The 22410-nt window shown below is 30.7% G+C and carries 21 protein-coding genes, 1 riboswitch and 1 other annotated feature; of the genes, 6 read left to right on the top strand and 15 right to left on the bottom strand.

Annotation, left to right across the window (positions count from 1 at the left end):
- Positions 1 to 19: 19 nt before the first annotated feature.
- From BLV37_RS00455 to BLV37_RS00440, 4 genes are read left to right on the top strand one after another with little or no spacing between them, the layout of a single operon-like run.
- Entirely contained in the window at positions 20 to 856 is an 837-nt protein-coding gene (locus BLV37_RS00455) for a glycosyltransferase family A protein (protein ID WP_091725716.1), read from the top strand.
- A 51-nt stretch (positions 857 to 907) separates the two neighbouring features.
- Positions 908 to 1723 (top strand): glycosyltransferase family 2 protein, encoded by an 816-nt coding sequence (locus BLV37_RS00450; RefSeq protein ID WP_176967801.1) that lies wholly within the window; start codon positions 908 to 910, stop codon positions 1721 to 1723.
- Positions 1724 to 1761: 38 nt separating this feature from the next.
- Positions 1762 to 2664 (top strand): CgeB family protein, encoded by a 903-nt coding sequence (locus BLV37_RS00445; protein ID WP_091725709.1) that lies wholly within the window; start codon positions 1762 to 1764, stop codon positions 2662 to 2664.
- A 29-nt stretch (positions 2665 to 2693) separates the two neighbouring features.
- Entirely contained in the window at positions 2694 to 3626 is a 933-nt protein-coding gene (locus tag BLV37_RS00440) for an AEC family transporter (protein WP_091725707.1), read from the top strand.
- 49 nt (positions 3627 to 3675) lie between these two features.
- Here the strand turns inward: BLV37_RS00440 and BLV37_RS00435 are convergent, their stop codons facing one another.
- The 13 genes from BLV37_RS00435 to asnS form a co-directional block, all read right to left on the bottom strand.
- On the bottom strand, positions 3676 to 4686 hold the full coding sequence (locus BLV37_RS00435) for an NAD-dependent epimerase/dehydratase family protein (RefSeq protein ID WP_244270430.1): 1011 nt from the start codon (positions 4684 to 4686) through the stop codon (positions 3676 to 3678).
- Between the two features lie 31 nt (positions 4687 to 4717).
- Entirely contained in the window at positions 4718 to 5782 is a 1065-nt protein-coding gene (locus BLV37_RS00430; RefSeq protein WP_091725700.1) for a glucose-1-phosphate thymidylyltransferase, read from the bottom strand.
- Positions 5783 to 5804: 22 nt separating this feature from the next.
- Entirely contained in the window at positions 5805 to 7091 is a 1287-nt protein-coding gene (locus BLV37_RS00425; RefSeq protein ID WP_091725697.1) for an NAD(P)H-dependent oxidoreductase, read from the bottom strand.
- A 56-nt stretch (positions 7092 to 7147) separates the two neighbouring features.
- Positions 7148 to 7705, bottom strand: coding sequence for a dTDP-4-dehydrorhamnose 3,5-epimerase (gene rfbC / locus BLV37_RS00420; RefSeq protein WP_091725695.1), 558 nt, complete (start codon positions 7703 to 7705; stop codon positions 7148 to 7150).
- 324 nt (positions 7706 to 8029) lie between these two features.
- Positions 8030 to 8986 carry an L-threonine 3-dehydrogenase gene (locus tag BLV37_RS00415; RefSeq protein ID WP_091725692.1) on the bottom strand — a complete coding sequence of 319 codons (957 nt, stop codon included), beginning with the start codon at positions 8984 to 8986 and terminating at the stop codon, positions 8030 to 8032.
- A gap of 263 nt (positions 8987 to 9249) precedes the next feature.
- Positions 9250 to 10860 (bottom strand): glycosyl hydrolase family 18 protein, encoded by a 1611-nt coding sequence (locus tag BLV37_RS00410; RefSeq protein ID WP_091725689.1) that lies wholly within the window; start codon positions 10858 to 10860, stop codon positions 9250 to 9252.
- A gap of 197 nt (positions 10861 to 11057) precedes the next feature.
- Positions 11058 to 11798 (bottom strand): amino acid ABC transporter ATP-binding protein, encoded by a 741-nt coding sequence (locus tag BLV37_RS00405; protein WP_091725687.1) that lies wholly within the window; start codon positions 11796 to 11798, stop codon positions 11058 to 11060.
- 16 nt (positions 11799 to 11814) lie between these two features.
- Positions 11815 to 12597 carry an amino acid ABC transporter permease gene (locus tag BLV37_RS00400; RefSeq protein ID WP_091725685.1) on the bottom strand — a complete coding sequence of 261 codons (783 nt, stop codon included), beginning with the start codon at positions 12595 to 12597 and terminating at the stop codon, positions 11815 to 11817.
- 67 nt (positions 12598 to 12664) lie between these two features.
- Positions 12665 to 13531, bottom strand: coding sequence for a transporter substrate-binding domain-containing protein (locus tag BLV37_RS00395; protein WP_425287109.1), 867 nt, complete (start codon positions 13529 to 13531; stop codon positions 12665 to 12667).
- Positions 13532 to 13660: 129 nt separating this feature from the next.
- Positions 13661 to 13835: riboswitch (Lysine riboswitch) on the bottom strand.
- A gap of 127 nt (positions 13836 to 13962) precedes the next feature.
- Positions 13963 to 14880: a pseudouridine-5'-phosphate glycosidase gene (locus BLV37_RS00390; protein WP_091725682.1), complete on the bottom strand. Its 918-nt coding sequence runs from the start codon at positions 14878 to 14880 to the stop codon at positions 13963 to 13965.
- Positions 14870 to 15967 (bottom strand): PfkB family carbohydrate kinase, encoded by a 1098-nt coding sequence (locus BLV37_RS00385; protein WP_091725679.1) that lies wholly within the window; start codon positions 15965 to 15967, stop codon positions 14870 to 14872. Before BLV37_RS00385 ends, BLV37_RS00390 begins: the two co-directional genes overlap by 11 nt.
- Positions 15968 to 16189: 222 nt before the next feature.
- Positions 16190 to 16687 carry an SEC-C metal-binding domain-containing protein gene (locus tag BLV37_RS00380; protein WP_091725677.1) on the bottom strand — a complete coding sequence of 166 codons (498 nt, stop codon included), beginning with the start codon at positions 16685 to 16687 and terminating at the stop codon, positions 16190 to 16192.
- A gap of 123 nt (positions 16688 to 16810) precedes the next feature.
- Positions 16811 to 18202 carry an asparagine--tRNA ligase gene (gene asnS, locus BLV37_RS00375; RefSeq protein WP_091725674.1) on the bottom strand — a complete coding sequence of 464 codons (1392 nt, stop codon included), beginning with the start codon at positions 18200 to 18202 and terminating at the stop codon, positions 16811 to 16813.
- 77 nt (positions 18203 to 18279) lie between these two features.
- Positions 18280 to 18524, bottom strand: a binding site (T-box leader).
- A gap of 183 nt (positions 18525 to 18707) precedes the next feature.
- Between asnS and BLV37_RS00370 the strand changes: the two genes are divergently transcribed.
- Complete coding sequence (locus tag BLV37_RS00370; protein WP_091725658.1) at positions 18708 to 19169, top strand: hypothetical protein; 462 nt, start codon at positions 18708 to 18710, stop codon at positions 19167 to 19169.
- On the opposite strand, the gene BLV37_RS00365 is transcribed toward BLV37_RS00370, so the two are convergent.
- Entirely contained in the window at positions 19143 to 20021 is an 879-nt protein-coding gene (locus tag BLV37_RS00365) for a beta-1,6-N-acetylglucosaminyltransferase (protein ID WP_091725656.1), read from the bottom strand. The genes BLV37_RS00370 and BLV37_RS00365 overlap by 27 nt on opposite strands.
- Before the next feature lie 164 nt (positions 20022 to 20185).
- Here BLV37_RS00365 and BLV37_RS00360 point away from each other — a divergent pair, with 164 nt between their 5' ends.
- Complete coding sequence (locus tag BLV37_RS00360; RefSeq protein WP_091725653.1) at positions 20186 to 21055, top strand: glycosyltransferase family 2 protein; 870 nt, start codon at positions 20186 to 20188, stop codon at positions 21053 to 21055.
- A gap of 18 nt (positions 21056 to 21073) precedes the next feature.
- On the opposite strand, the gene BLV37_RS00355 is transcribed toward BLV37_RS00360, so the two are convergent.
- Positions 21074 to 22354 carry an ATP-grasp domain-containing protein gene (locus BLV37_RS00355; protein ID WP_091725650.1) on the bottom strand — a complete coding sequence of 427 codons (1281 nt, stop codon included), beginning with the start codon at positions 22352 to 22354 and terminating at the stop codon, positions 21074 to 21076.
- Positions 22355 to 22410 lie beyond the last annotated feature (56 nt).

Genomic DNA, 22410 nt, shown 5'->3' with positions numbered 1-22410 from the left:
GTTATTTAGGGGTGTAAAAATGAAAGATAAAAAAAATCCTGTTAATTATATCAAAAAATTAAAGGCTGTTAACAAAGAATATAGTTGTGAGAAAACAATATCTAATAAGAAGAAAAGTAGTCTCAACTTAAATACAAAAAATAAAAAAAAGAAACATATTCCGGGTTCTAAAGTCATTATTATTTGGAGTGATTTTAATACCTTACCTTTTAGCAATAAAAGGCTTACTAAGAGTTGGATAGAAAAAAGAATAGATATTTTTATGAAATTCACTTTGCAAAGTTTAAAAGCTCAAACAAATCAAAATTTTCTAGCTCTAATAAAATATGAAGATAAAACTAATGACATCATCGCAAATATCTTAGATAAGTATCCAAAGCTTCCAGACAATATTAAGTTTATCTCAAAAAGTGAATATGAAAATAAGGTACTCCAAACTATAAAAGGATTTAAATATTTATATCTAGTAAGACTTGATTCAGATGATATGTATCATAAAAGCTTTATACAGCAACTATATGATTTTAATCATCATATATCAACTGAAGCAATTGTTAACCAAAATGGCTATATATATGATTCTATAAAGAAGCTTCTTGCAAAATTCCCTCAAAAATCTCCGAATTACTATACTTTAGTTTATAAAGTAGTTGACTATATAGATGGTAAAAGATACAAAATACCAGGAGGCCATCCAAATGTTATTAAGCTGTTAAAATATGAAACCATCAAAAAACCTAATTATATTAGGCTTGTTCATTCTGTAAACGATTCGTCTACTTTTAGGCTTGCTAATAGAAAAAATATTATAGCTGATAATAAAAAAGCAAAAAAAATACTAAAGGATTTTATGTAGTGCTTAAACATTAAGTAGATATAACTATTAGGCTTTGAAAGGATGTCAAGTATGAAAATTAAGAAAAAAACTAGCTTTACAAAACCAGTAAATAAAAAGATAGCCTCCAAAAACGTCTCTATAATAATAAAAAAAGAGACAAAAAAAGACTTGGAGAAAACTATAAAATCGACTTCTAGTTTAAGTATTTCAATTATAGCCTCTACAAACAAGCCAAAATATATGAATAACATATTTAAAAATTATCAAAGACAAGATTATAACAATAAAGAATTAATAATTATTTTAAATAATAATATAATGGATATAAAACTCTGGAGAAAGGAAGCCGAACAACATGAAAATGTAAAAGTCTTTCAAGTTGATGAAAAAAAGGATCTGTCTGATTGTATAAATTTTGGAGTATCTCAATCATCTGCAGATTTAATAGCAAAATTTGACGATGATGACTATTATGGTCCAAATTATTTAAATGAAGCTATAGAAGCTATTACCTCTACAAAAGCGAGTGTTGTGGGCAAGTCTAAATACTATGCATATTTTGAAGATATTAAAAAGACAGGCCTAAGAAAGAGTGGTGCCGAAAATAAATACACAAATTATATTCATGGTCCAACTCTTGTTATGAAACGAAGTATAATTAAAAAATATAAATTTAAAAACATGAGTCATGGAGCAGATCAGCATTTTTTGAAAGATTGTTTAAAGAATGGCATAAAAATTTACTCAACTAGCAAAAAAAATTTCGTTTATATTAGACATTTATCACTAGAAAACCATACTTGGAAAATTGATAATACCAAATTTATGAAGGGGTTCACACTTCTATCATCAGCTAAAGGATACAAATCATATGCAGACATTTAAATTTTTATCTATATAGTCAATACATTGGAGGAATATAAATGAAATGGATAATTAAAAATCCTTCTCCTACAGATTATAGACAAAATAAATGGGGTGACTATCATATAGGTAGGTGTCTCACAAAATATTTAACTAGACTTGGAGAAAAAGTAGAAACTGATTATTACACTGATTGGTATAATAAAAAAAAGTCTGATGTAGTGCTGGTTCTTAGGGGTAAATACCCTTATAAGCCGAATAAGAACTCTAGTATCAATATAATGTGGAACTTTGGCCATCCTGAGGACGTAACAAAAAAAGAATATGAAGCATACGATATAATTTTAATTGCATCAAAACATTATTCTAGTATTTTAAAAAAACAGTTAAACAAGCCAGTATTTCCATTCTTGCTTTGCACTGATCATGAGGAATTTTATAATAAAAATACAGACTTAGAAAGAAAGGGTTTTATCTTTGTAGGTAATACTCGTGGAGTAAAAAGAGACTGTGTCCTTTGGGCAATAGAGTACAAATTACCACTTAAGGTATGGGGAAGAGGTTGGGAAAAGTTCATAGATAAAAAATATATCGTGGATGAATATATAGCTAATGAAAAGCTTGTAAATTTATATTCTAAAGCTAAAGTCACTCTAAATAATCACTGGCCCGATATGTTAGAGTATGGATTTATTAATAATAGAGTTTTTGATGCTCTAGCTTGTGGATTGCCAGTAATATCTGATTATAGTGAAGAACTGTATAACTTATTTCCAAAAGAGATTTTGTATTATAACAACAAAAAGGAATTTAAAAAATGTATTGATGAAATAAATCTTAATTATCCATCTGTAATAGAAAAAGTCAATAGGGCATCTGAGATAATTATAAATGAATACACCTACGAAAAAAGAGCTACAAAATTAATCCAATTAGTAAAGAATTTTAAAATAAATAATTAAAGACTTTAGAAGTGTGGGGAGAGGATTATATGGTAGCTGGAGCATCTAGCATATTAAGTATTTTGTTCATAATAACCGTAGGTTTTATACTTTCAAAAATTGGGTGGCTAGACAATAAAATTGGAGAAGCTTTTTCTAAAATTGTCATTAATATCTCCCTACCATCACTTATGATAATAAATATTTCTAAAGAGTTTAGCATTAACACTTTTTCACAATATAAATTTGGAATTATAATCGCCTTTACTTGTATAATTATTTCTTACTTTATTAGCTATATTATTGGAAAAATCACTAAAATCAATAAAACTAAGCTAGGAATTTTTTGTGCTTTATTTACCTTCTCAAATACTATCTTCATAGGTTTACCTGTTAATATAGCCATACTTGGAGAGGAAAGTATACCTTTTGTACTACTATATTACTTTGCTAACACAACCTTATTTTGGACACTAGGCTTGTATAATATCAAAAAAGCAACAAACAACCATATTTCTGAGGTTAGAGAATTTCATATTATAAAAAAGGTGTTTTCTCCTCCTTTACTTGGTTTCTTAATTGGTATAGGAATAGTACTATTAAATATAAAATTACCTATTTTTCTTGCCGACGGATTAAAATATATAGGTAATTTAACTACACCTATGTCAATGCTTTTTATAGGAATGATAATTAGCTCGTTAAATCTTAAAAACATTAAATTTGATTTATACAGCTATCTTATAGTAATAGGAAAGTTTTTTATTAATCCACTTATGATTTTTTTGCTCTTGAAAATTTATGATTTCCCAGCTTTAATGCAGAATGTTTTCATCCTTGAATCTGCTATGCCTATTATGGCACAAATAGCTGTTGTGGCTAAGCATTATGATAATGAGTCTGAATATGCTTCATGGCTTATTACCTTTACCACTATAGCTAGTATTATTATTATTCCTTTTTACACCTTAATGCTTATTTAGTAAAGCACATTACTTTCTAATATGCTTTTAGAAGGTAATGTGCTTTTATTTATAAAATCTCCCCATTCCTTAAAATCTGTTTTGTTTTAAGGTTCCAATTAATCAGAGTATCATACCAATTTACTGTTCTTGTAGTTGGATCATCCCAATCCAATGATTTTTCTTCTAATTTTTCCCATATTTCTTTTGCAGCATCTTCAACATTATATTTAGTCTTGAATCCTAAAGCTTTATTAATTTTATCAAAATTTACTCTATAGGACCTTTTGTCAGTATCTCCATACCAGATAAATTTAAATGGCTTTTCAATACCCTTACAAATTCTTTCTCCTAACTCCAATATTTGAATATTTAAATCGTTTGAGCCAATATTGAATATCTCCTTGTTAACTTTAGCCTTATCTCCTTCCATTACTGCAATGAATGCTCTGGCTGTGTCCTTTACATATATATGAGGTCTCCACTGTGTTCCATCTCTTAGAAGATTAAAATGACCATACTTATAATAAGCACCTACCATCCCATTTACAACTAAATCAAACCTCATTCTGTGGGAATATCCAAAAACCGTAGCCTGCCTTAAGGCTGTAACACAGAAGTTTTCATCACCTAATGGTAAAATTCCCTTCTCAGCTAAATAATTAGCTTCTGCATATGTTGTCAAAGGATTTACATTAGAACTTTCTGTCAGTATTCCATCTTGAAATCCATATACACTACAGGAACTAGCTAATATATATCTTTTGACTCCTGATAATTTTGCTAAATGTGCCACTCTACATCTACCAAGATAGTTTATATCTAAAGTCTTTTGCTTATCTAGCTCACCTGAAGGATCATTAGATATTGCTGCTAAATCCATTACAGTATCCACATCCTCAAAAATTTCTTTTCTTACGTCTCTAATATCTTCTTTAATAAGTTCTATTTTATTCTCAATTTCTGAAAGTGGTTTCTCACCAAAAAATAATCTATCTACAACCTTAACCTCATATCCTTTTTCTAGTAATAATCTAACTAAGGTAGAGCCTATATACCCTGCCCCTCCTGTTACAAGCACCTTGCTCAAAATCATCACTCCCTTTGGACTCTCAATACAGTATTAGGTTGCTATCCATACCTAAAACAAAGCTGTTTGCCTTTTTCTGAGAATTGTTGGAAGTAATAGTACTATTACTTCCAACAATACTAGAATCAACTACATGGCTAACTTTTGATATTAGGCATTTATCTAAAATAATACTACTCTCAATTTGAGAATCTATAATCTTTACACTATTCATAATAGAAGTGTAGGGGCCAATATAGGAATTTTCGATAATTGTGTTATTTCCAATGATTGCAGGACCTCTTACTATACTATTATAAATTTTTGAATTTTCTCCTACAAAAATATTGCCCCAGGTTTTGCTTTTTTCATCAATTAGTCCATTAATATTAGATTTTATTTTGCTTAATTTATAATTATTAGCATAAAGTATATCTCCTGGAGTACCAAGGTCTATCCATAAGGATTTTAAAATTTTATAAGTCACTTTATAGCCATTGTATAAAAGCCAATTTATGCTATCGGTAATCTCAAATTCTCCTCTCCAAGAAGGACCTATTTCTTTGCAGCCTTTAAAAATATTGCTATCAAAAATATAAATTCCCGTAATAGCTAAATTTGTTTTGGGATTCTTAGGTTTCTCCTCAAGGTTTAAAACCTGATCTTCCTTTACTTCTGCAACTCCATATTTATGAGGTTCTTCTACCTCATAAAGAAGAATACTACAGCTACTGGATGTATGGTAAAAGTCTTTTATTAGACTTGTTAAATTAACCTCATAGAAATTATCTCCTAAGATTACAATGAAGTCATCATCCTTAACAAACCTTTCAGATGCAAGGACTGCATCTGCCAATCCTAATGGCTCATTTTGATAGATAAACTCATAGCTTATATCCTTATTCTCATATTCCTTAAGGACATTCTTAAATATATCTTCCTTGCCGTTAATAACTATACCTATTTCTGTTATGTTTGCCTTTACTAAAGAATCTATAATATGAAAAATAATAGGTCTATTTGCAATTGGTATAAGCTGTTTAGGCATGGAATAGGTTATAGGCCTTAGTCTAGTTCCTAATCCTCCACACAATATAACACCCTTCATTTACATCCCTCCAAAATCAATTTTAAATCATATTATTGTACTGCTGTCTAAGTTCCCATAAAATAGTTGTAGTATCAATTTCTATATCATTAAAAGAAATAGGTGTATCCATTTTAACTGGCTTTACAATTTTAGCTCCTTTAGCTAAACCTATAGGAAGAATATTTTCTCTCTTTATTATGTCAGCCTTGTCAATGAGTCCATAATAGCTATATCCTCCTATGCTATCCAGAGTATCTCCTGGAAATAAATCTTTTTTAGCTACAGTTATTACATCAGCTACTGGTTTTCCTATAGGCTTTATGGTAGAATCTCCGTCTATGACAGCTCTTATTATTCCTATTGCCATTTCAAAGGAACATAAATGATAAGGTCGATAAAATAAATAATTAGGTCCCTCTCCCATTTTATAATATTGTAAATCTTTTATTATTCTAGGGTGTGAGGTAGTAGCAACAATATAAACTCCTCCGCTAGGCTCTACATCAAAAACAATATCTACGATTCCCTTGGATGACAGTATGCCTCCTGTTTCTTTTGTTGTCAAGACATTAGCCGCTGTATTCAAAGTAGAACTTGGCAAGTGCATCCCTCTAACATCGGGTACTAAGCCCGTTGCATTTGAAACTATTGCCATCTCTATGCTCATTTTGCTACCATCAGTAAAAGAGCTTATCTTATAGGGACTCTGCTCTGCCTTATCAGCCCATTTTTTAACTGTTGTAGGATTAGCATGCCTATCATAAAATTTCTTGAATTTTCCTGCAGCAATAACATCTAATCCAAGGAGTTTAACATAACGATAAAGTCCCATTATTACTCCAGGTTCATCCCCTTCTTGATCACTATATATTACCCCTTTAGTTTCTGCGATTTTATTAAGAACCGGACCTATTGTCACATCCATTTCGGGATTTGATATAAAATGCTTATTATTGTTTAGTGTTGCAAAGCCTAAGCTCGCTCCAGTCATTACATCTCCTGTGCAATCAACTATTATATCTGCTTCTGTTTCAGCTAGGAGTAAGGGATTAGACACTATACCAATTTTCCCTTCTTTTACTGAGTTATTCAATTCCAAGCTATGGTTACAAATCTTACCTGTTATATTTATTCCTATTTGATTAACTACTTCTTCAGCTTTTCTTACATTTCTATTACCGATAGCAATTACTTTGATTCCTTTCATTAAGCTAATTTGATTTATTAACCCTCTTCCAATGAATCCTGTTCCTGCTATTGCAACTTTTATAGGATTCTTTTCCTTATCTCTTTCATTAAGCTTATCTATAATATGTTGAGATACCATTGATTTAACCTCCCATTATAGGTTCAAATTTAAAAATTATCTATATGCATTAAAAGCTAAATACATTTTTGAAAGTCTTTGACTGTTCCCCATTTTTTATCTTGCTCCGATAATATAATATCTGTTGATGTGTCTATGGGCCATTCTATTCCTAGTTCAGAATCGTTCCAAATTATTCCCTGTTGATCTGATGGAACATAATAATCAGTACATTTATATTCAAAAATAGCAAAATCAGAAAGAACATAAAATCCATGTGCAAATCCTTCTGGTATATATAGCATTTTTTTATTATTTTCTGATAATACTATTCCATACCATTTCCCATAAGTCTTTGAACCTACCCTTAAGTCTACTGCAACATCGTAGACTTGACCATTTACTACTCTAGTCAACTTTCCTTGAGGCCTTTTGTGTTGGAAGTGCAATCCTCTTAGTACTCCCTTCTTAGAATAAGATATGTTGTCTTGAAGAAAACTTTTATAGATACCAATATTCTTAAACTCAGCTTCATTATATATTTCAGAAAAATAACCTCTATTATCAATAAATACTTTTGGTTCAATAATATAAAGTCCCTCTATATCAGTATTTATTATATTGAACTTAGCCATTCCAAACCTCCTAATTCATTTAAAATACTTCTAACCCTTTTGTAATTCATTATATGAATTAGCCTATTATCTGATACTTTTAATTGCTCTATTGCCTGGGTAATAGTCAAATAGCGACATACGCTCTTTTTGTTCTTACTTTTTTTGATTTTTTGTATTAATATGTAAATAGATATGCAGAATCTTGTAGTTATTAGGCTTTTCTAGACAATCATATTGCCGAAATATTTGATTTTCTGCAAGTAGCTTATGTGGTGGCTCAATAAAAAAACCTTAACTCTTAGTGAGTCAAGGTTTCATTAACTTCTTATATAATCTTTTATTCTATTTCCCTAATTTAATCTTTAATTTTTCTAGCATATCAACAGTCATTGATGATAAGTTATATTTTGGATTCCAGCCCCACTCTTCACGTGCCGCACTATCATCTAATGAATTTGGCCATGAATCTGCAATGCTTTGTCTTATTGGGTCAACATCATAATCCATTACAAAGTTTGGAATATGCTTTTGAATTTCAGCACATACATGCTCTGGAGCAAAACTCATAGCAGAAACATTGAAAGCATTTCTATGAACCAGCTTAGATGGATCTGCTTCTGCAAGCTGAACAATAGCATCTATAGCATCTGGCATATACATCATGTCCATATATGTCCCTTCTGCTATAAAGCTAGTATATTTTCCTTTTTCAATTGCATCATAATATATATGTACAGCATAATCTGTAGTTCCTCCACCTGGAAGAGCTTCATAAGAGATAAGTCCGGGAAATCTAACTCCCCTAGTATCAACACCATATTTTTGGAAATAATAATCACACAATAATTCTCCTGATACCTTTGTAACTCCATACATAGTAGTTGGTCTTTGTATTGTATCTTGTGGTGTGTTATCTGCAGGCGTAGATGGTCCAAATGCTGCAATAGAGCTAGGTGTGAATACTGATATACCTGTTTCTCTTGCAACTTCTAAAATATTGAACAATCCACCCATGTTTATTTCCCAAGTAAGAGTTGGATTTTTCTCTCCAACTGCAGAAAGTACAGCTGCAAGGTTAATTACTGTGTCGACATTATGTTTTTTTACTACATCTGCGATTTGCTGTGCATTAGTTACATCAACAAGCTCAAATTTACCAGATTCAATAAGCTTTTCAGCTCCAGCTTTTCTACTTCTGCTACTAGCAATTACATTATCCTCTCCATAATGCTTTCTTAAATACATAACTAATTCCGTACCTATTTGACCTAAAGCACCAGTAACTAAAATTTTTTTCATGCTTGCACCTCCGTTATTTGGCTAACAATCATTATTATTACATGTTTTACTCATAATATTTGGTTTAATTAATGGAAATAGTGATAATACCTAATAATTATGAGCTCTTCGATAATTATATCACAAAAGTATTTAAACTTTAATATTATTAATTATTACACTTTTTTTATATTATAGTAATTTCACATAGATAATAGTTAATACATGTATATAAATAAAATATGAGCAGAAAAATTTCTGCTCGTATTTTATTTATTATATATTTACTTAATTAAATCTTTTATTCTATTGAGTACTGCAGCCATTTGTGCCCTAGACATTTTCTCACTTGGTCTAAAGGTTTTATCCTCAAATCCCTTAAAAATACCTAAGCTATTCATCTCAATTATTGAATTGTATGACCATCCGTTTTTAACATCAATAAATGGATTTTTATTATCTATAATAGTGTTTTCATCTTTCTCGATGATTCTGCTTAATAAAGTTGCCATTTGCTCTCTGGTTATATGTTGCTCAGGATCAAATTTATTACCACCCATACCTTTAAAAATATCCTTATTTGCAGCTATTTGAACTTCTCTATATGCCCAATGATTTTTAGAAACATCATCAAACTTTATTTCCTCAGGCACATTTATTTCTTCCAATTCTAATGCTCTAACTAAAGTAACTGCCGCTTGTGCTCTTGTTATAATTGAATTAGGAGAAAAATTTACATTTGATGTTCCTTTCATCCATCCTATACCAACTATTGAAATTATATCATCCTTTGCCCAGCTCTCTTGTATATCTGAAAAATACTTACTATTAAGCCATAATTTATAATAATCCCATGTGCTAGGCAGCTCCTGGCCTAAGGACCAGCTACCTGTGCCTTTTAAATTATATTTATGAACTAATTGCAGCTTGTCCTTAATAGAATCCTCATTTTCATACCATATAGTATAACTTCCAGCAGACAATATTTTCCCATTAACAAGTATTTTCTCATCATTTTCATTAATTGTAAAAGTTGCATATGGTGACATAGTTGTTTTATCAAAATATTTCTTCCCATTGTAAGCTTTAATTACCGAATCAACTCTTGCTAAACTTATACCTGTACCGCCTATGGCTTCACTTTCGGACCAATATCTACCAAAAAAAGGTATGCCTAACACTATCTTTTCAGGACTCACTTGGCCTAGTGCATATTTTATTGAGTTTTCCACAAAGGCTTTGCTTGCCACAGGACCAGGTTTACTTCCATAGTAGCTTTCATCATAGGCCATTATCATTAGATAATCACAATGTTTTGCCAGTGATTTATAGTCATATGAACCGTGCCAGCCAGTAGTAAATCCTCTAGGATTCGCAGCTACTGCCACAGAAACCTCTTTTCCTAGAGGTAGCTTACTTTTAATAAGCCTAACAAAGTCAGTATAATTCTCCTTATCAGCTTCAGTTACGTTTTCAATATCTATGTTGACCCCATCTAGATTATATTTTTTTACTGCCTCAACTACTTCCTGGGCTAGTTTTTCTCTATTTAATAATGCAATTCTACCTAATTCTCTATTCCAATGGTTGCTTATAAAGGGAACTACCTTAATATTTTGATTATGCATGCTTTTTATAAATTTAGTATCTATTAAACTAGTAATCTTTAAACTCCCATCCTGGTTTATATCAAAATAACTAGGAGAGACTACATTTAATGAACTATTAGTATTTTCAACAAGTTTTATTTGGCTATTTACATCTCCAAAATATAAATAACTCATATTAAATCTATTAATTTCGGCTTGTCCCTCTTCTGGTTTAATAAAAATAACAGATACAATCATTATTATAACTAATGATACAATTGCGAACAATAATTTTTTTCCTTTCATATAACCCCTCCTTACTATACCTTAAAGGAACAGCTAGAGGAATTCAATGAACAAATTATGTCAACTAAATTCGCATGTATATTATCAACTTTTTGCAATAAATCAAAAAACTCATCCTTGAAGCAATAGATGAGTTTTTATATTATAGGAAGTGAACATATATGGTTAATCTCAATAAATATTAGTAAAAGTCTTTACTACATTTGTTTCAATATACGTTGTAAAAACTCCTTGGTACGTTCTTGGGTTGGATTATTAAAAATTTGCTCTGGAGTTCCTTCTTCTGCAATAACTCCATTATCCATAAATACAACACGGTCAGACACTTCCTTAGCAAATCCCATTTCATGAGTAACTATTAACATAGTAAGTCCTGTTTCAGCAAGTTCTTTCATGACCTTAAGAACTTCACCTACCATCTCTGGATCAAGAGCTGACGTAGGTTCATCAAATAGCATAACATCCGGTTCCATTGCAAGTGCTCTAGCAATAGCAACACGCTGTTTTTGACCACCAGATAACTGCTTTGGATTTGCATTTATAAATCCTTCCATTCCAACAGTTTTTAAATACTTCATGGCTATCTGCTCTGCTTCTTCTTTTGAACGTTTAAGCACCTTCATCTGACCAACTATACAGTTATTTAAAACATTGTGATTATTGAACAGATTAAACTGCTGAAATACCATACCTAATTTTGTCCTATATCCATATATATCGTGCTTATCATCTAATATATTTTCACCATTATATATTATTTCCCCACTACTTGGCTTTTCTAATAGATTGATACAACGAAGTAATGTTGATTTGCCAGAACCAGATGAACCAATAATGCAAACCACTTCTCCTTTATTTACTGAAAAATTAATATCCTTTAACACTTCATGGGTTCCGAAGGATTTGCTTAAATGTTGTATGTTAATTACCTTTTCCATATTTACCCTCCTGTCCCTAATATTTAGTCCTGTCTTTATTTTGTACCTTGCGAACTATGTCCTCGGGTCTTTCTACTTGCATTTGATTTCCTGCCATGATGTAATTAGCTGGACCATCCATTTTTTTCTCAATCAAACGTAATATTCTAGTGACGGTAAAGGTCATTACTAAATATATAATACTTGCCACAAAGAAGGGTTCGAAAAACTTAAAGGTACTACCTGCAATTGATTTTGTTTGGAAAAATAACTCTGTTACAGTTATTACATTTAGTACTGAGGTATCTTTAATATTGATTACAAACTCGTTACCGGTTGCTGGTAAAATGTTTCGGATTACTTGTGGCAATACTACATTAGTCATTGTTTGAACATGATTCATGCCTAGAGCATGAGCAGCTTCAAACTGTCCTCTATCTATTGAAATAATGCCTCCTCGAACTATTTCTGACATATAGGCACCTGTATTAATAGATACGATGAATATTGCTGCAGCTATTGGGTCCATACGTATCCCAAATGCTTGAGCAGAACCATAATATATTACCATTGCCTGCACTATCATAGGTGTACCTCTGAAAAATTCTATATAAATAGATAGAACAGTATTTATAACTTTAAGATATCTTCTTTTTATTCCTTTCTCGGGTATTGGTATAGTTCTTATAATACCAACTAATAATCCTATAATAAGACCTGCAATAGTACCTATAATAGAAATTAGAAGCGTCATACCAGCTCCACGAACAAACATTGGCCAATTGTTTACAGCGATTTTTACTACGGATTCAAAGCTCATATTTTTACCTCCTCAAATAAAATTATGAAACTGACTATCTTATAGTGAAGTCAGTTTCAAAACATGATTATTGAGCTGCTGGTTGATTTTTTATAGCATTATCCATAATGCTCTGACGTTCTTCCTCTGATATACCTGCTAATATCTCATTTATCTTTTCAGTTAATTCACTACCTTTTACAAGGCCTACAGCAATTGCTGTATCTTCATCTGATGTAACAAAACCATCACTAAATTCTACGAATGTAAAGTTTTCGTTTGCAGATGAAGCGCTAACCCCCTCTGGGCGCTCTGAAACATATCCATCTATAATGCCAGATTCAAGAGCGACTCTCATTGCTGGAAAATTGTCCATTGCAGTTTCTTTTATTACTCCTTGAATTTGATCTATTACTGTATAATGGAAAGTATTTAATTGAGCTGTTATTCTTGCACCATTAAAATCTTGAATAGAAGTAGCTCCTTCATAGCTTCCACCTTTTTTAACAACCATAACTAAATCTGATTTATAATAATTATCTGAAAAATCTATAGACTCTGCTCTTTCTGCTGTTGGAGACATTCCAGCTATTATTGCATCTATTGTACCAGAAGTTAATGCTGGTAAAAGTCCATCCCATTCGGTTTTAACAATAACTAATTCTTTGCCCAATCCTTCAGCAATTCTTTTAGCTATTTCCACATCATATCCACCTGCATATTCTGGATTACCTTCAATTTTAACACCACCATTTGAATCATCCATTTGAGTCCAGTTAAATGGTGCATATCCTGCTTCAAGACCTACCTTAAATGTTCCTGCATCAGTTGTTGATGGATTTTTACTATTTGATCCACATCCTGTCAATAGCACTACAGCTAATAAAGCTAATGCCATTAATATTGAAACTTTTTTCCTAATAACTACACCATAATTAAAACTAAATCCTTTCATAATATCTCCTCCTGTTTTAAGTTAAATTAAGTGAAGTGGTAAAAGAGAAGAGTTCATCAAAATAAAAAAGACTCTGGGCCTTCACTCAGAGTCTTACACACAAAAATAAAAAATAATATGTGTACTAATTTGAATGATAGCTCTCCACAAATAACTTTGTGACAGTTCCGCACATATTCTATGCAAAACCAACTATACAACCTTAAAGCATCAGTTGTATGTTTCGGCAATATTTCCTTTCATATAGCTTCACAGTGCTTACCTCCACTATATTACTATTAAACATTGCACCTCTACCTACAAAATATTCACTTTTTTACTATTATGGACTATATCTATATATATGTCAAGCTGTTTTTGCAATAATTATTATGTTTTAGACATTTTTCTACAAAACAAATGACAACTTGCAGCAATTTTGTTTCTTATAATTAATACAGCTTGCTTAGTTCAACAGATAATTTTGCTGCTAGTCTAGCATTGTTGTATACTAACTGAATGTTTGAATCTAAGCTTTTTCCAGCAGTTATTTCTTTTACCTTAGAAAGTAGGAAAGGCGTAGCTTCTTTGCCTTTTATTCCATTGTTATCTGCTTCCATTAAGGCATTCTCTATAGCTTTGTTTATCTCTTCATAGCTCATTTCATATTCATATGGTATTGGATTTCCTATTACTAAACCACCCTTTAGCTGTAAGTCCCATTTTGCTTTTATTGCCTTTGCCAGCTCTATTTCAGAGTCTACTTTATAATCTACCTTATAACCGCTCTTTCTAGTATAAAAAGCAGGAAATTCATCTGTTCCAAAGCCAACTACTGGAACGCCTTGGGTTTCAAGATACTCTAATGTAAGACCAATGTCTAATATGGACTTTGCTCCTGCACACACTACAGCCACATTTGTATTTGATAGCTCTTGCAAATCGGCAGAAATATCAAAGGTTTCTTGTGCCTGCCTATGAACACCACCAATACCTCCAGTAGCAAATACCTTTATACCAGCCATAGCTGCTATTATCATAGTTGCAGCTACAGTAGTAGCGCCATTCATTTCTTTAGCTATAATAAAAGGTAAATCTCTCCTACTAGCTTTTACTATATTTTTTCCTTTTCCTAAAAGCTCTAGCTCATCTTCATCTAGCCCAACTACTAGCTTCCCATTTATTATTGCTATAGTTGCTGGAATTGCTCCATTATCCCTTACTATCCTTTCAACTTCTCTAGCAGTTTTTATATTTTCCGGATAAGGCATTCCATGAGATATAATTGTTGATTCTAAAGCTACTACAGGGTCACCATTTTTTAATGCAGATTCTATTTCTGGTTTTATGGATAAATATTTATTTAACATTTCTATCACTCCTCACTTTTTCTAATAATTTTTCAGCAGATATATTAGGGTTAATTGTATTTTCATGACTTAAGGCCATTTCAGCTGCTGACATGGAAAAAACTATTGTTTCATCAATATCCATATTGTTAATATAGCAATATAATAGGCCTGCCATAAAAGCATCTCCTGCTCCTGTAGCATTTACTACTTTAATAGCTGTAGCATCTACATGTTTTTCTATATGCTGGTCTTTGTAGAATACGCCCTTACTTCCTAAGCTAATAAATACTCGCTTTACTCCTTTATTTATCAACACTTCAGCAGCTTTTCTTAATTCATTGTCTCCACTAATTTTAATACCTGTCAATTCCTCTGTTTCATAAATATTAGGCTTAATAGTGTGAAAGTAACCAATTAACTCACTTACTTTTCTTGCCTTGGTTATAGACACAGTATCCATAAAAAAAGTCTTATGTCTAAAATTGTTTAAAAGATATTCAATCACACCTTGGGATAAATTTGTATCTATAACTATAGCAGATGAGTTCTCAATAATATGAGATTTTGATTTAATAAAGTCAATATTTAACTCGTTAATAATATCCATATCTGAAATGGCCACTTTCATATCACCATTTCCGTCTAATATTGATAAATAAGATGAAGAAGGAGAATTTTTTAAAACTAAGCAGTTTTCAATGTCTACCCCAGCAGTTCTACATTCAATTGTTATTTTTTCACCATATAAATCGTCTCCAAATGCTGATATCAATTTAGTTTGAATTCCTAGTCTAGATAGGTTTTCTGCAATATTTCTCCCTACTCCCCCAGCAGATACCTTGACTTTCCCAGGATTAGAATCCTTAAATCTAAGCTCCTCAAATGAAAATCCTTGGATGTCTACATTAGCCCCACCAATCACTGTTACATATTTATTGTCACCTAGTACATATCCCTTGCCTTTTATATAGCCTTTTTTAACCAAATTAGCAATATGCACTGCAACTGATGATCTTGCAATTCCTAATGTATCAGCAATCTCCTGCTGAGATATCATTGAATTTTGCTTTATCATTGAAAGAATTTCTTTTTCCCTTGAGGTCATCACGTCACCAACCTTTGTTTATATACTAAACTTTTGTTTATTATATGTTATCAGAACACAATAAAAAAAGCAACAAAAAAAATAGTAGTAAATACTTAAATCTAGTATTTACTACTATTTTTATAATAATATATAAAAATCACAAAATTTATGATAGCTATGAAAGTTTTGCTTGATCATAAAACTAAGCTTAAATAGTTTTAGGATATTGATTCCATGAAATTATTGTCCACAGCATTTCTTATACTTTTTACCGCTGCCACATGGACAAGGTTCATTCCTTCCTATCTTCTTTTCTTTTACGATTACTTTAGATGCTCTATATTCCTTTGTTATTTCCTTCCTCTTTTCCTTGCTTAAGATTTCTTCCCACTCTGGAAGCTCGTAAAGCCAAGGTGCCTTAGCATTTAGCATATTGAAATATAGTTTTTCAAAATCTATCTCTAATTTAACATCACTATTTTCTTCAAGTTTTTCTATTTCAACGGGGTTTATTAAGCTTGTATTTATTCCATCTATAAAGCCTACAAATGTAGTAGAATCCAGATTGTATTTGTCTGAAAGCTCTTCAATGCTACCAGTTAAAATATTTTCTTTACTTTCTAGTATGCTCTTATATACATTTTTTTCTTTATCTAAATAAATGCTCCAAAATTCATTATATTCTTTTTGGTCTCTTTCTTCATATGCTATATTTGTCCATTCTTTATATAAACTCATGTTTTAGTCCTCCTCTATTTAGCTGCTTACTAAGCTAATTAGTATCAACTCTAAGATTAAATCAAATCAACCTTAAACAGCCTTAGTTTAATTAGCCTAGTAAGCTTATGTTATTATATTTAATTAGAATTCAGCTGAATTTACTGTTCTAGGAAAAGGAATAACATCTCTAATATTACTCATTCCTGTTAGATACATAATAGCCCTTTCAAAGCCTAAGCCAAAACCTGCATGCTTAGTTCCACCATATTTTCTTAATTCTAAATACCACCAGTATTCTCTTTTATCAAGATCCATTTCTTCCATTCTTTTTTCTAGAATTTCCAATCTCTCTTCTCTTTGGCTTCCACCAATTATTTCGCCTATTCCTGGTACTAATAAATCCATTGCTGCAACTGTTTTGTTATCATCATTTAATCTCATATAAAAAGCCTTTATATCCTTTGGATAATTAATTACAAATACAGGCTTTTTAAATACTTCTTCAGTCAAATATCTTTCATGCTCTGTTTGAAGATCGCATCCCCATTCTACAGGATACTCGAATCTATCTTTAACTTTTTCTAGCAACTCAATTGCCTCAGTATAGGTAATGCTGCCAAAATCTGAATTTACTATATTAGTTAATCTTTCAATTAAGCCTTTATCAATAAAGGAGTTGAAAAACTCCATTTCTTCAGGAGCATTTTCTAAAACATATTCAATTATATATTTTAGCATATCCTCAGCTAATTCCATATCATCCTTTAAATCTGCAAAAGCTATTTCTGGCTCTATCATCCAAAACTCTGCAGCATGTCTTGCAGTATTTGAGTTCTCTGCTCTAAATGTAGGACCAAAAGTATAAACATTTCTAAAAGCTAATGCATAGCTTTCTGCTTCTAGCTGACCGCTTACAGTTAAATTTGTTTCTTTTCCAAAAAAATCCTCAGTGAAATCCACTTTTCCACCTTCAGTTTTAGGCACATTTAAAAGATCAAGAGTAGATACTCTAAACATTTCTCCTGCACCTTCTGCATCACTTCCTGTTATTATAGGTGTGTGTACATAAACAAATCCTCTTTCTTGGAAAAATTTATGAATAGCATATGCTGCCAATGATCTAACCCTAAATACAGCTGAAAATGTATTGCTTCTAGGTCTTAAATGAGCAATAGTCCTCAAGTATTCCATACTATGTCTTTTCTTTTGTAATGGATAATCTTGGCTAGAGACACCTTCTAGTTCAATTTTTTCAGCTTTAATCTCGAAAGGTTGCTTGGCATTAGGAGTTTCTACTAATGTTCCCTCTATTGATAAAGCTGAGCTAATCGGATATTTTGATACTTCCTCAAAATTTGATAAGCTTTCGTCAAATACGATTTGAATGTTCTTGAAAAAGCTTCCGTCATTAATTTCTATAAACCCAAATGATTTAGAACTTCTGATAGTTCTTACCCACCCAGATATTTTAACAGTTTTATCTAGGTAATCATGTTGCTGTCTGTAAATGTCTTTTAATAAAGTATAATCCATACTACTTCCTCCTTTTCATTAACTCATAAGAATTTATATTTATAGTTTTGAAGCAATAAAAAAAGCCTATTCTCCCATAAAGGGACGAAAGGCTATATTTCGCGGTACCACCCTAATTGTCACATAACATGACCAACTCTTTAACAGTACTTATTTAAATACTGCTCGCTAATAACGGTTCGATTCCGTCTAAGCCTACTCTTTTACAATTTCGGTTAGAAACTCTGAGATGTTCTTCAATATAGATTTCGTGTCGAACTCCCACCATCGTCGACTCTCTTTGACTACCTTCTATATCTACTCTTCTCTTCATTGCTTTTGATTTGTTTTATTTACCAGTATTATAATATTTATGCCCTATTTTGTCAAATATTATTTTGGAAAATATTTATTAGTAGTGTCCTATTATAATACTTCTGAATAAAATTTAATAAGTATTTATTTTTTAAACTTTTCTATGTAACTCAGTATTATTCAAATTCTAATTGATAAAGGAGATATTTAAATGGAAGTATCGAAGAATAATAAATTGCTACACAAAAATAAGATAGCTTTAAGCCTAAAGGATTATGATGGTAGATCATGCAATCCAGTAAACAAAAAAATTAGAGATAAGTATTACAAATCCGAAAATATAAAAAGAAGAAACAAAAAATCCATAGCCTCAAAAAATAATGAGAGGGAGAATAATGCTATTTCAATAATTATTGTAATAGATAGCGATAATATGTTAGATAAAGTATTTGAATATTATTATCATCAACTGTATAAATATAAAGAAATGATCCTAGCATTAATAAGTACTTCTTGTAATGCTGATAAGTGGCTTGATAAATCAAGACAACACTCTATGATAAGAATTTATATACTTAATTATTTGAACTCTGACGAATGCATTGATTATTGCATTGAACGTGCAATATATAAAAATAAACAAATACTACAAGAAGGTATCAATTTTATCTAATATATTTCTATCAACTTCTTCTTCAAATTTCCTTGCAAATAAATGCCTTGATTTAATTAATAAATTATAATCTGAGGCAGTAAGGATCTTGGGATGTGGGGGATTGTCTATCCAATGTAATGTTTTTTTGTTTATATTTGACCAATCAATATATCTTAAGTTATTGTTAATTACATTCTTAGAAAAGCCAGAGTTCATTATAACAGTCTGAAATATCTGCTCATCTGAAAATCTTGTGTATCTATAGAAATTAATTATCTCTTTATTATTATCTATATAATCCAAAACATATTCTAAGCATTGTCTAGTTAATGACCACCACTGAGAACCATGATACGGTTTTAAACCTTTTATGAACTTTCTTTTTACTCCCATTGCTTTCATTTCAAGTTCATATTTGTCTTTCCTCATAATATTATTATCATAATCGTAATAGTATTCAATCCTATCCATACCTCCATCTTGTAGTTCTTTAGTAGGGAACGGATCAAAGTGAATAAACTCTTTTCCCCTTCTTTTTTTAAAGTAATCTGCAATATATCTGTTGCTTTTAATTGGATAATCTAGCCCGCTCAGCAATGATATATATTCAATATCTTTATGATTTTTTAACATTTCTCTAAGTCCAATCAGAGTAGCTTCTACAAGGCTAAAACCTCCCCAATTAGCTACAATATTATTCTTAATGAACTTTACATCTTTTTTATCTGCTAAAGCTTCATAAAAATCCAATTCTTTAGTCTTTTTATCTAAGTGTATATATATGACAGAGTCACTTACATATAGCCTATTAACAAGTCTTTTTAGCTGATTAGGGCTTTTATGTGCCAATATTAAATAGCCAATCTTCATCAGATCACCTCGATTGTTTATTTTGGTTTCTTTTAATATTGTATGCAACTACTCATTTTATTCTATTAGACTTAGATGATTTTTTTAACATACTTAATATTAAGTACGTATTATGTTAATACGAATACATTGTTTTAATAAATATTACTAGGCGAGGTGAAAGTTTGAAAAATACTAGTAAAATATTGTCTAAGTCCATAAAATATAAACTAGCGAATGCAAAAAAAAACAATCCTGTAAACAAAAAAATTAATGCTTCTAAAACCGACAAAAATATTGGAGATAATAAACTCTCTCCTAAAAATGCTAATACTACTGGTAATAATGGTGTATCAGTTATAACTTGTACTCACATGTACTGCTATATGAACAATATAATAAACAATTTTTTAAGACAAAACTACAAAAAAAAAGAACTAATTATTATTCTAAACAATAACAGTCTAAATCTTAAGGAATGGAAACTGAAAGTAAAAGCTTATAAAAATATAAAAATTTTTAAAATTGATGAAAAAATAACTGTAGGCTCTTGTATGAACTTTGCTGTAAAGAAAAGTAAATATAATTTTATAGCAAATTTTGACCACGATGACTATTATGGGCAAAATTATTTGAACGATTTTATGAAGGTTGTAAAGAATGTAGATGCAGGCTTGTTCGGTAAAAAAACACAATTTGTTTTTTTTGAAAAGTCAAATACTCTTGCCATCAGAAATCCAAATAGCGAAAACAAATATGTTGACTTTATTGACGGTCCTACAGTATTTTTTAAAAAGAGTATATTCAAAAAGGTAAAATATATAGACTCAGATATGGCAGATTTACAGCTATCATATGATTGTACTAAGGCTAATATAAAAATTTACTCCATAAATAAAGAAAATTTTTGCTATATTAGAAAAGCATCCAAGGATATGCATACATGGAAAATAGAAGATGAAAATTTTCTATCTCTACCTTTTTTTGTCTTAGGTAAAACAAAGAACTTTATAAAGCATGTCGATATTAACCAACAAACAAGTCACTATCTTTAAAGAGTGACTTGTTTACTTCTATACCTTCCAGTCTAATAAAGCTTCTACTGCATTTATATCAAAGGTTGGTATGTTAAGCTCTTTATTTACTTTGTATCTTTCATCAAATGAATCATCAATAAATATTGATGCAGAAGTTTTAATATAGTTTAACTTTTCTTTACTTTTTTCAATCTGAATAATACCATCAAATAATTCACGTATTCTAAACAATTTAAGGTGCTCTAATAAGTCGCCACTATGTTTTGTTAATAGAAATATTTTTTTACCATTATTTATGCACTGAAACAGGAATCCTATTATTAATGGATTAACTTTACCATTTTGTATTAGACAATCATCTAAATCCACATATATATTTTCATAATAATAGTTTATATTAAACTTACAGCTTAATGCTCTATCCATCTCTATATGAAATGAATTAGGTATAAGTTTTGTATTAACCTCAAGTCTGTCATAAAGACTTAATAAAGGAAGATTAACTCCAAGACTTCTGTATAAGCCCATAGAACCAGCAACTCTAGGGCCTATTTCTAATAAAACAAATTCTCCATCCTTATTTTCTTTAACTTGAAAAAACCATACACCTCTCATATCTAGAGTATTATTTATCTTTTCTGCCATTTCTTTGAACCGACTATCTTCAATTGGACAGGTATCTACACTAATGCCATTATATATTCTTTTTCTTTCCCTTCCTCCAAAAAATACTAGCTTTGAAAATCTATCTGTAAAGCAATCTACTGTATATTCTCTACCTGGTAAATATTCTAAAATTAAAAGAGTATTATCTAGCTTTCGATAAAACTCTATTTCTTCTATTGATTTAGCTAAGTAAGTTCCTTTAGACCCCTGACCTACATTTGGCTTTAAAAAAACAGGAAATTCTATACTAGCATGAATATTTCTATATATGATTGGAGTTTTGACTATATTTTTAAATAACTCATAGGTCCTACTTTTTTCTCTGCAGACTCTGCATGTTTCGTAAGATGGGCATATGACTGTAGCTTCTATCTTATTTCTGCATTCAGAAAGCTTCAGTACTACACTGTCATGAGCAGGGAAAATAAAATCTATTTTATATTTATTTACAAGCCAGTTTAGCTCTTCAATAAAATTCACATCATCTATATAAGATTTTATTTTTATATAATTCTTATATACATATCTTCCATGATTTGAATCCTGACTTGAAGCACCAACTAACTCAAAATCCTTAGAATATGCAAGAGCTCTATTAATTTCTAAGCCAGTTTCTGATCCACAGGGAAGTACTAAAATTCTTTTTTTCATATTCAACCTCCATAAATTTTAACACTACCGATTTTACAAAATAGTCTTTTGTTTTT

The sequence above is a fragment of the Proteiniborus ethanoligenes genome (genome assembly GCF_900107485.1).
In the GTDB taxonomy this organism is placed as follows: domain Bacteria; phylum Bacillota; class Clostridia; order Tissierellales; family Proteiniboraceae; genus Proteiniborus; species Proteiniborus ethanoligenes.
This window is presented reverse-complemented; position numbering and strand designations above follow the sequence as displayed.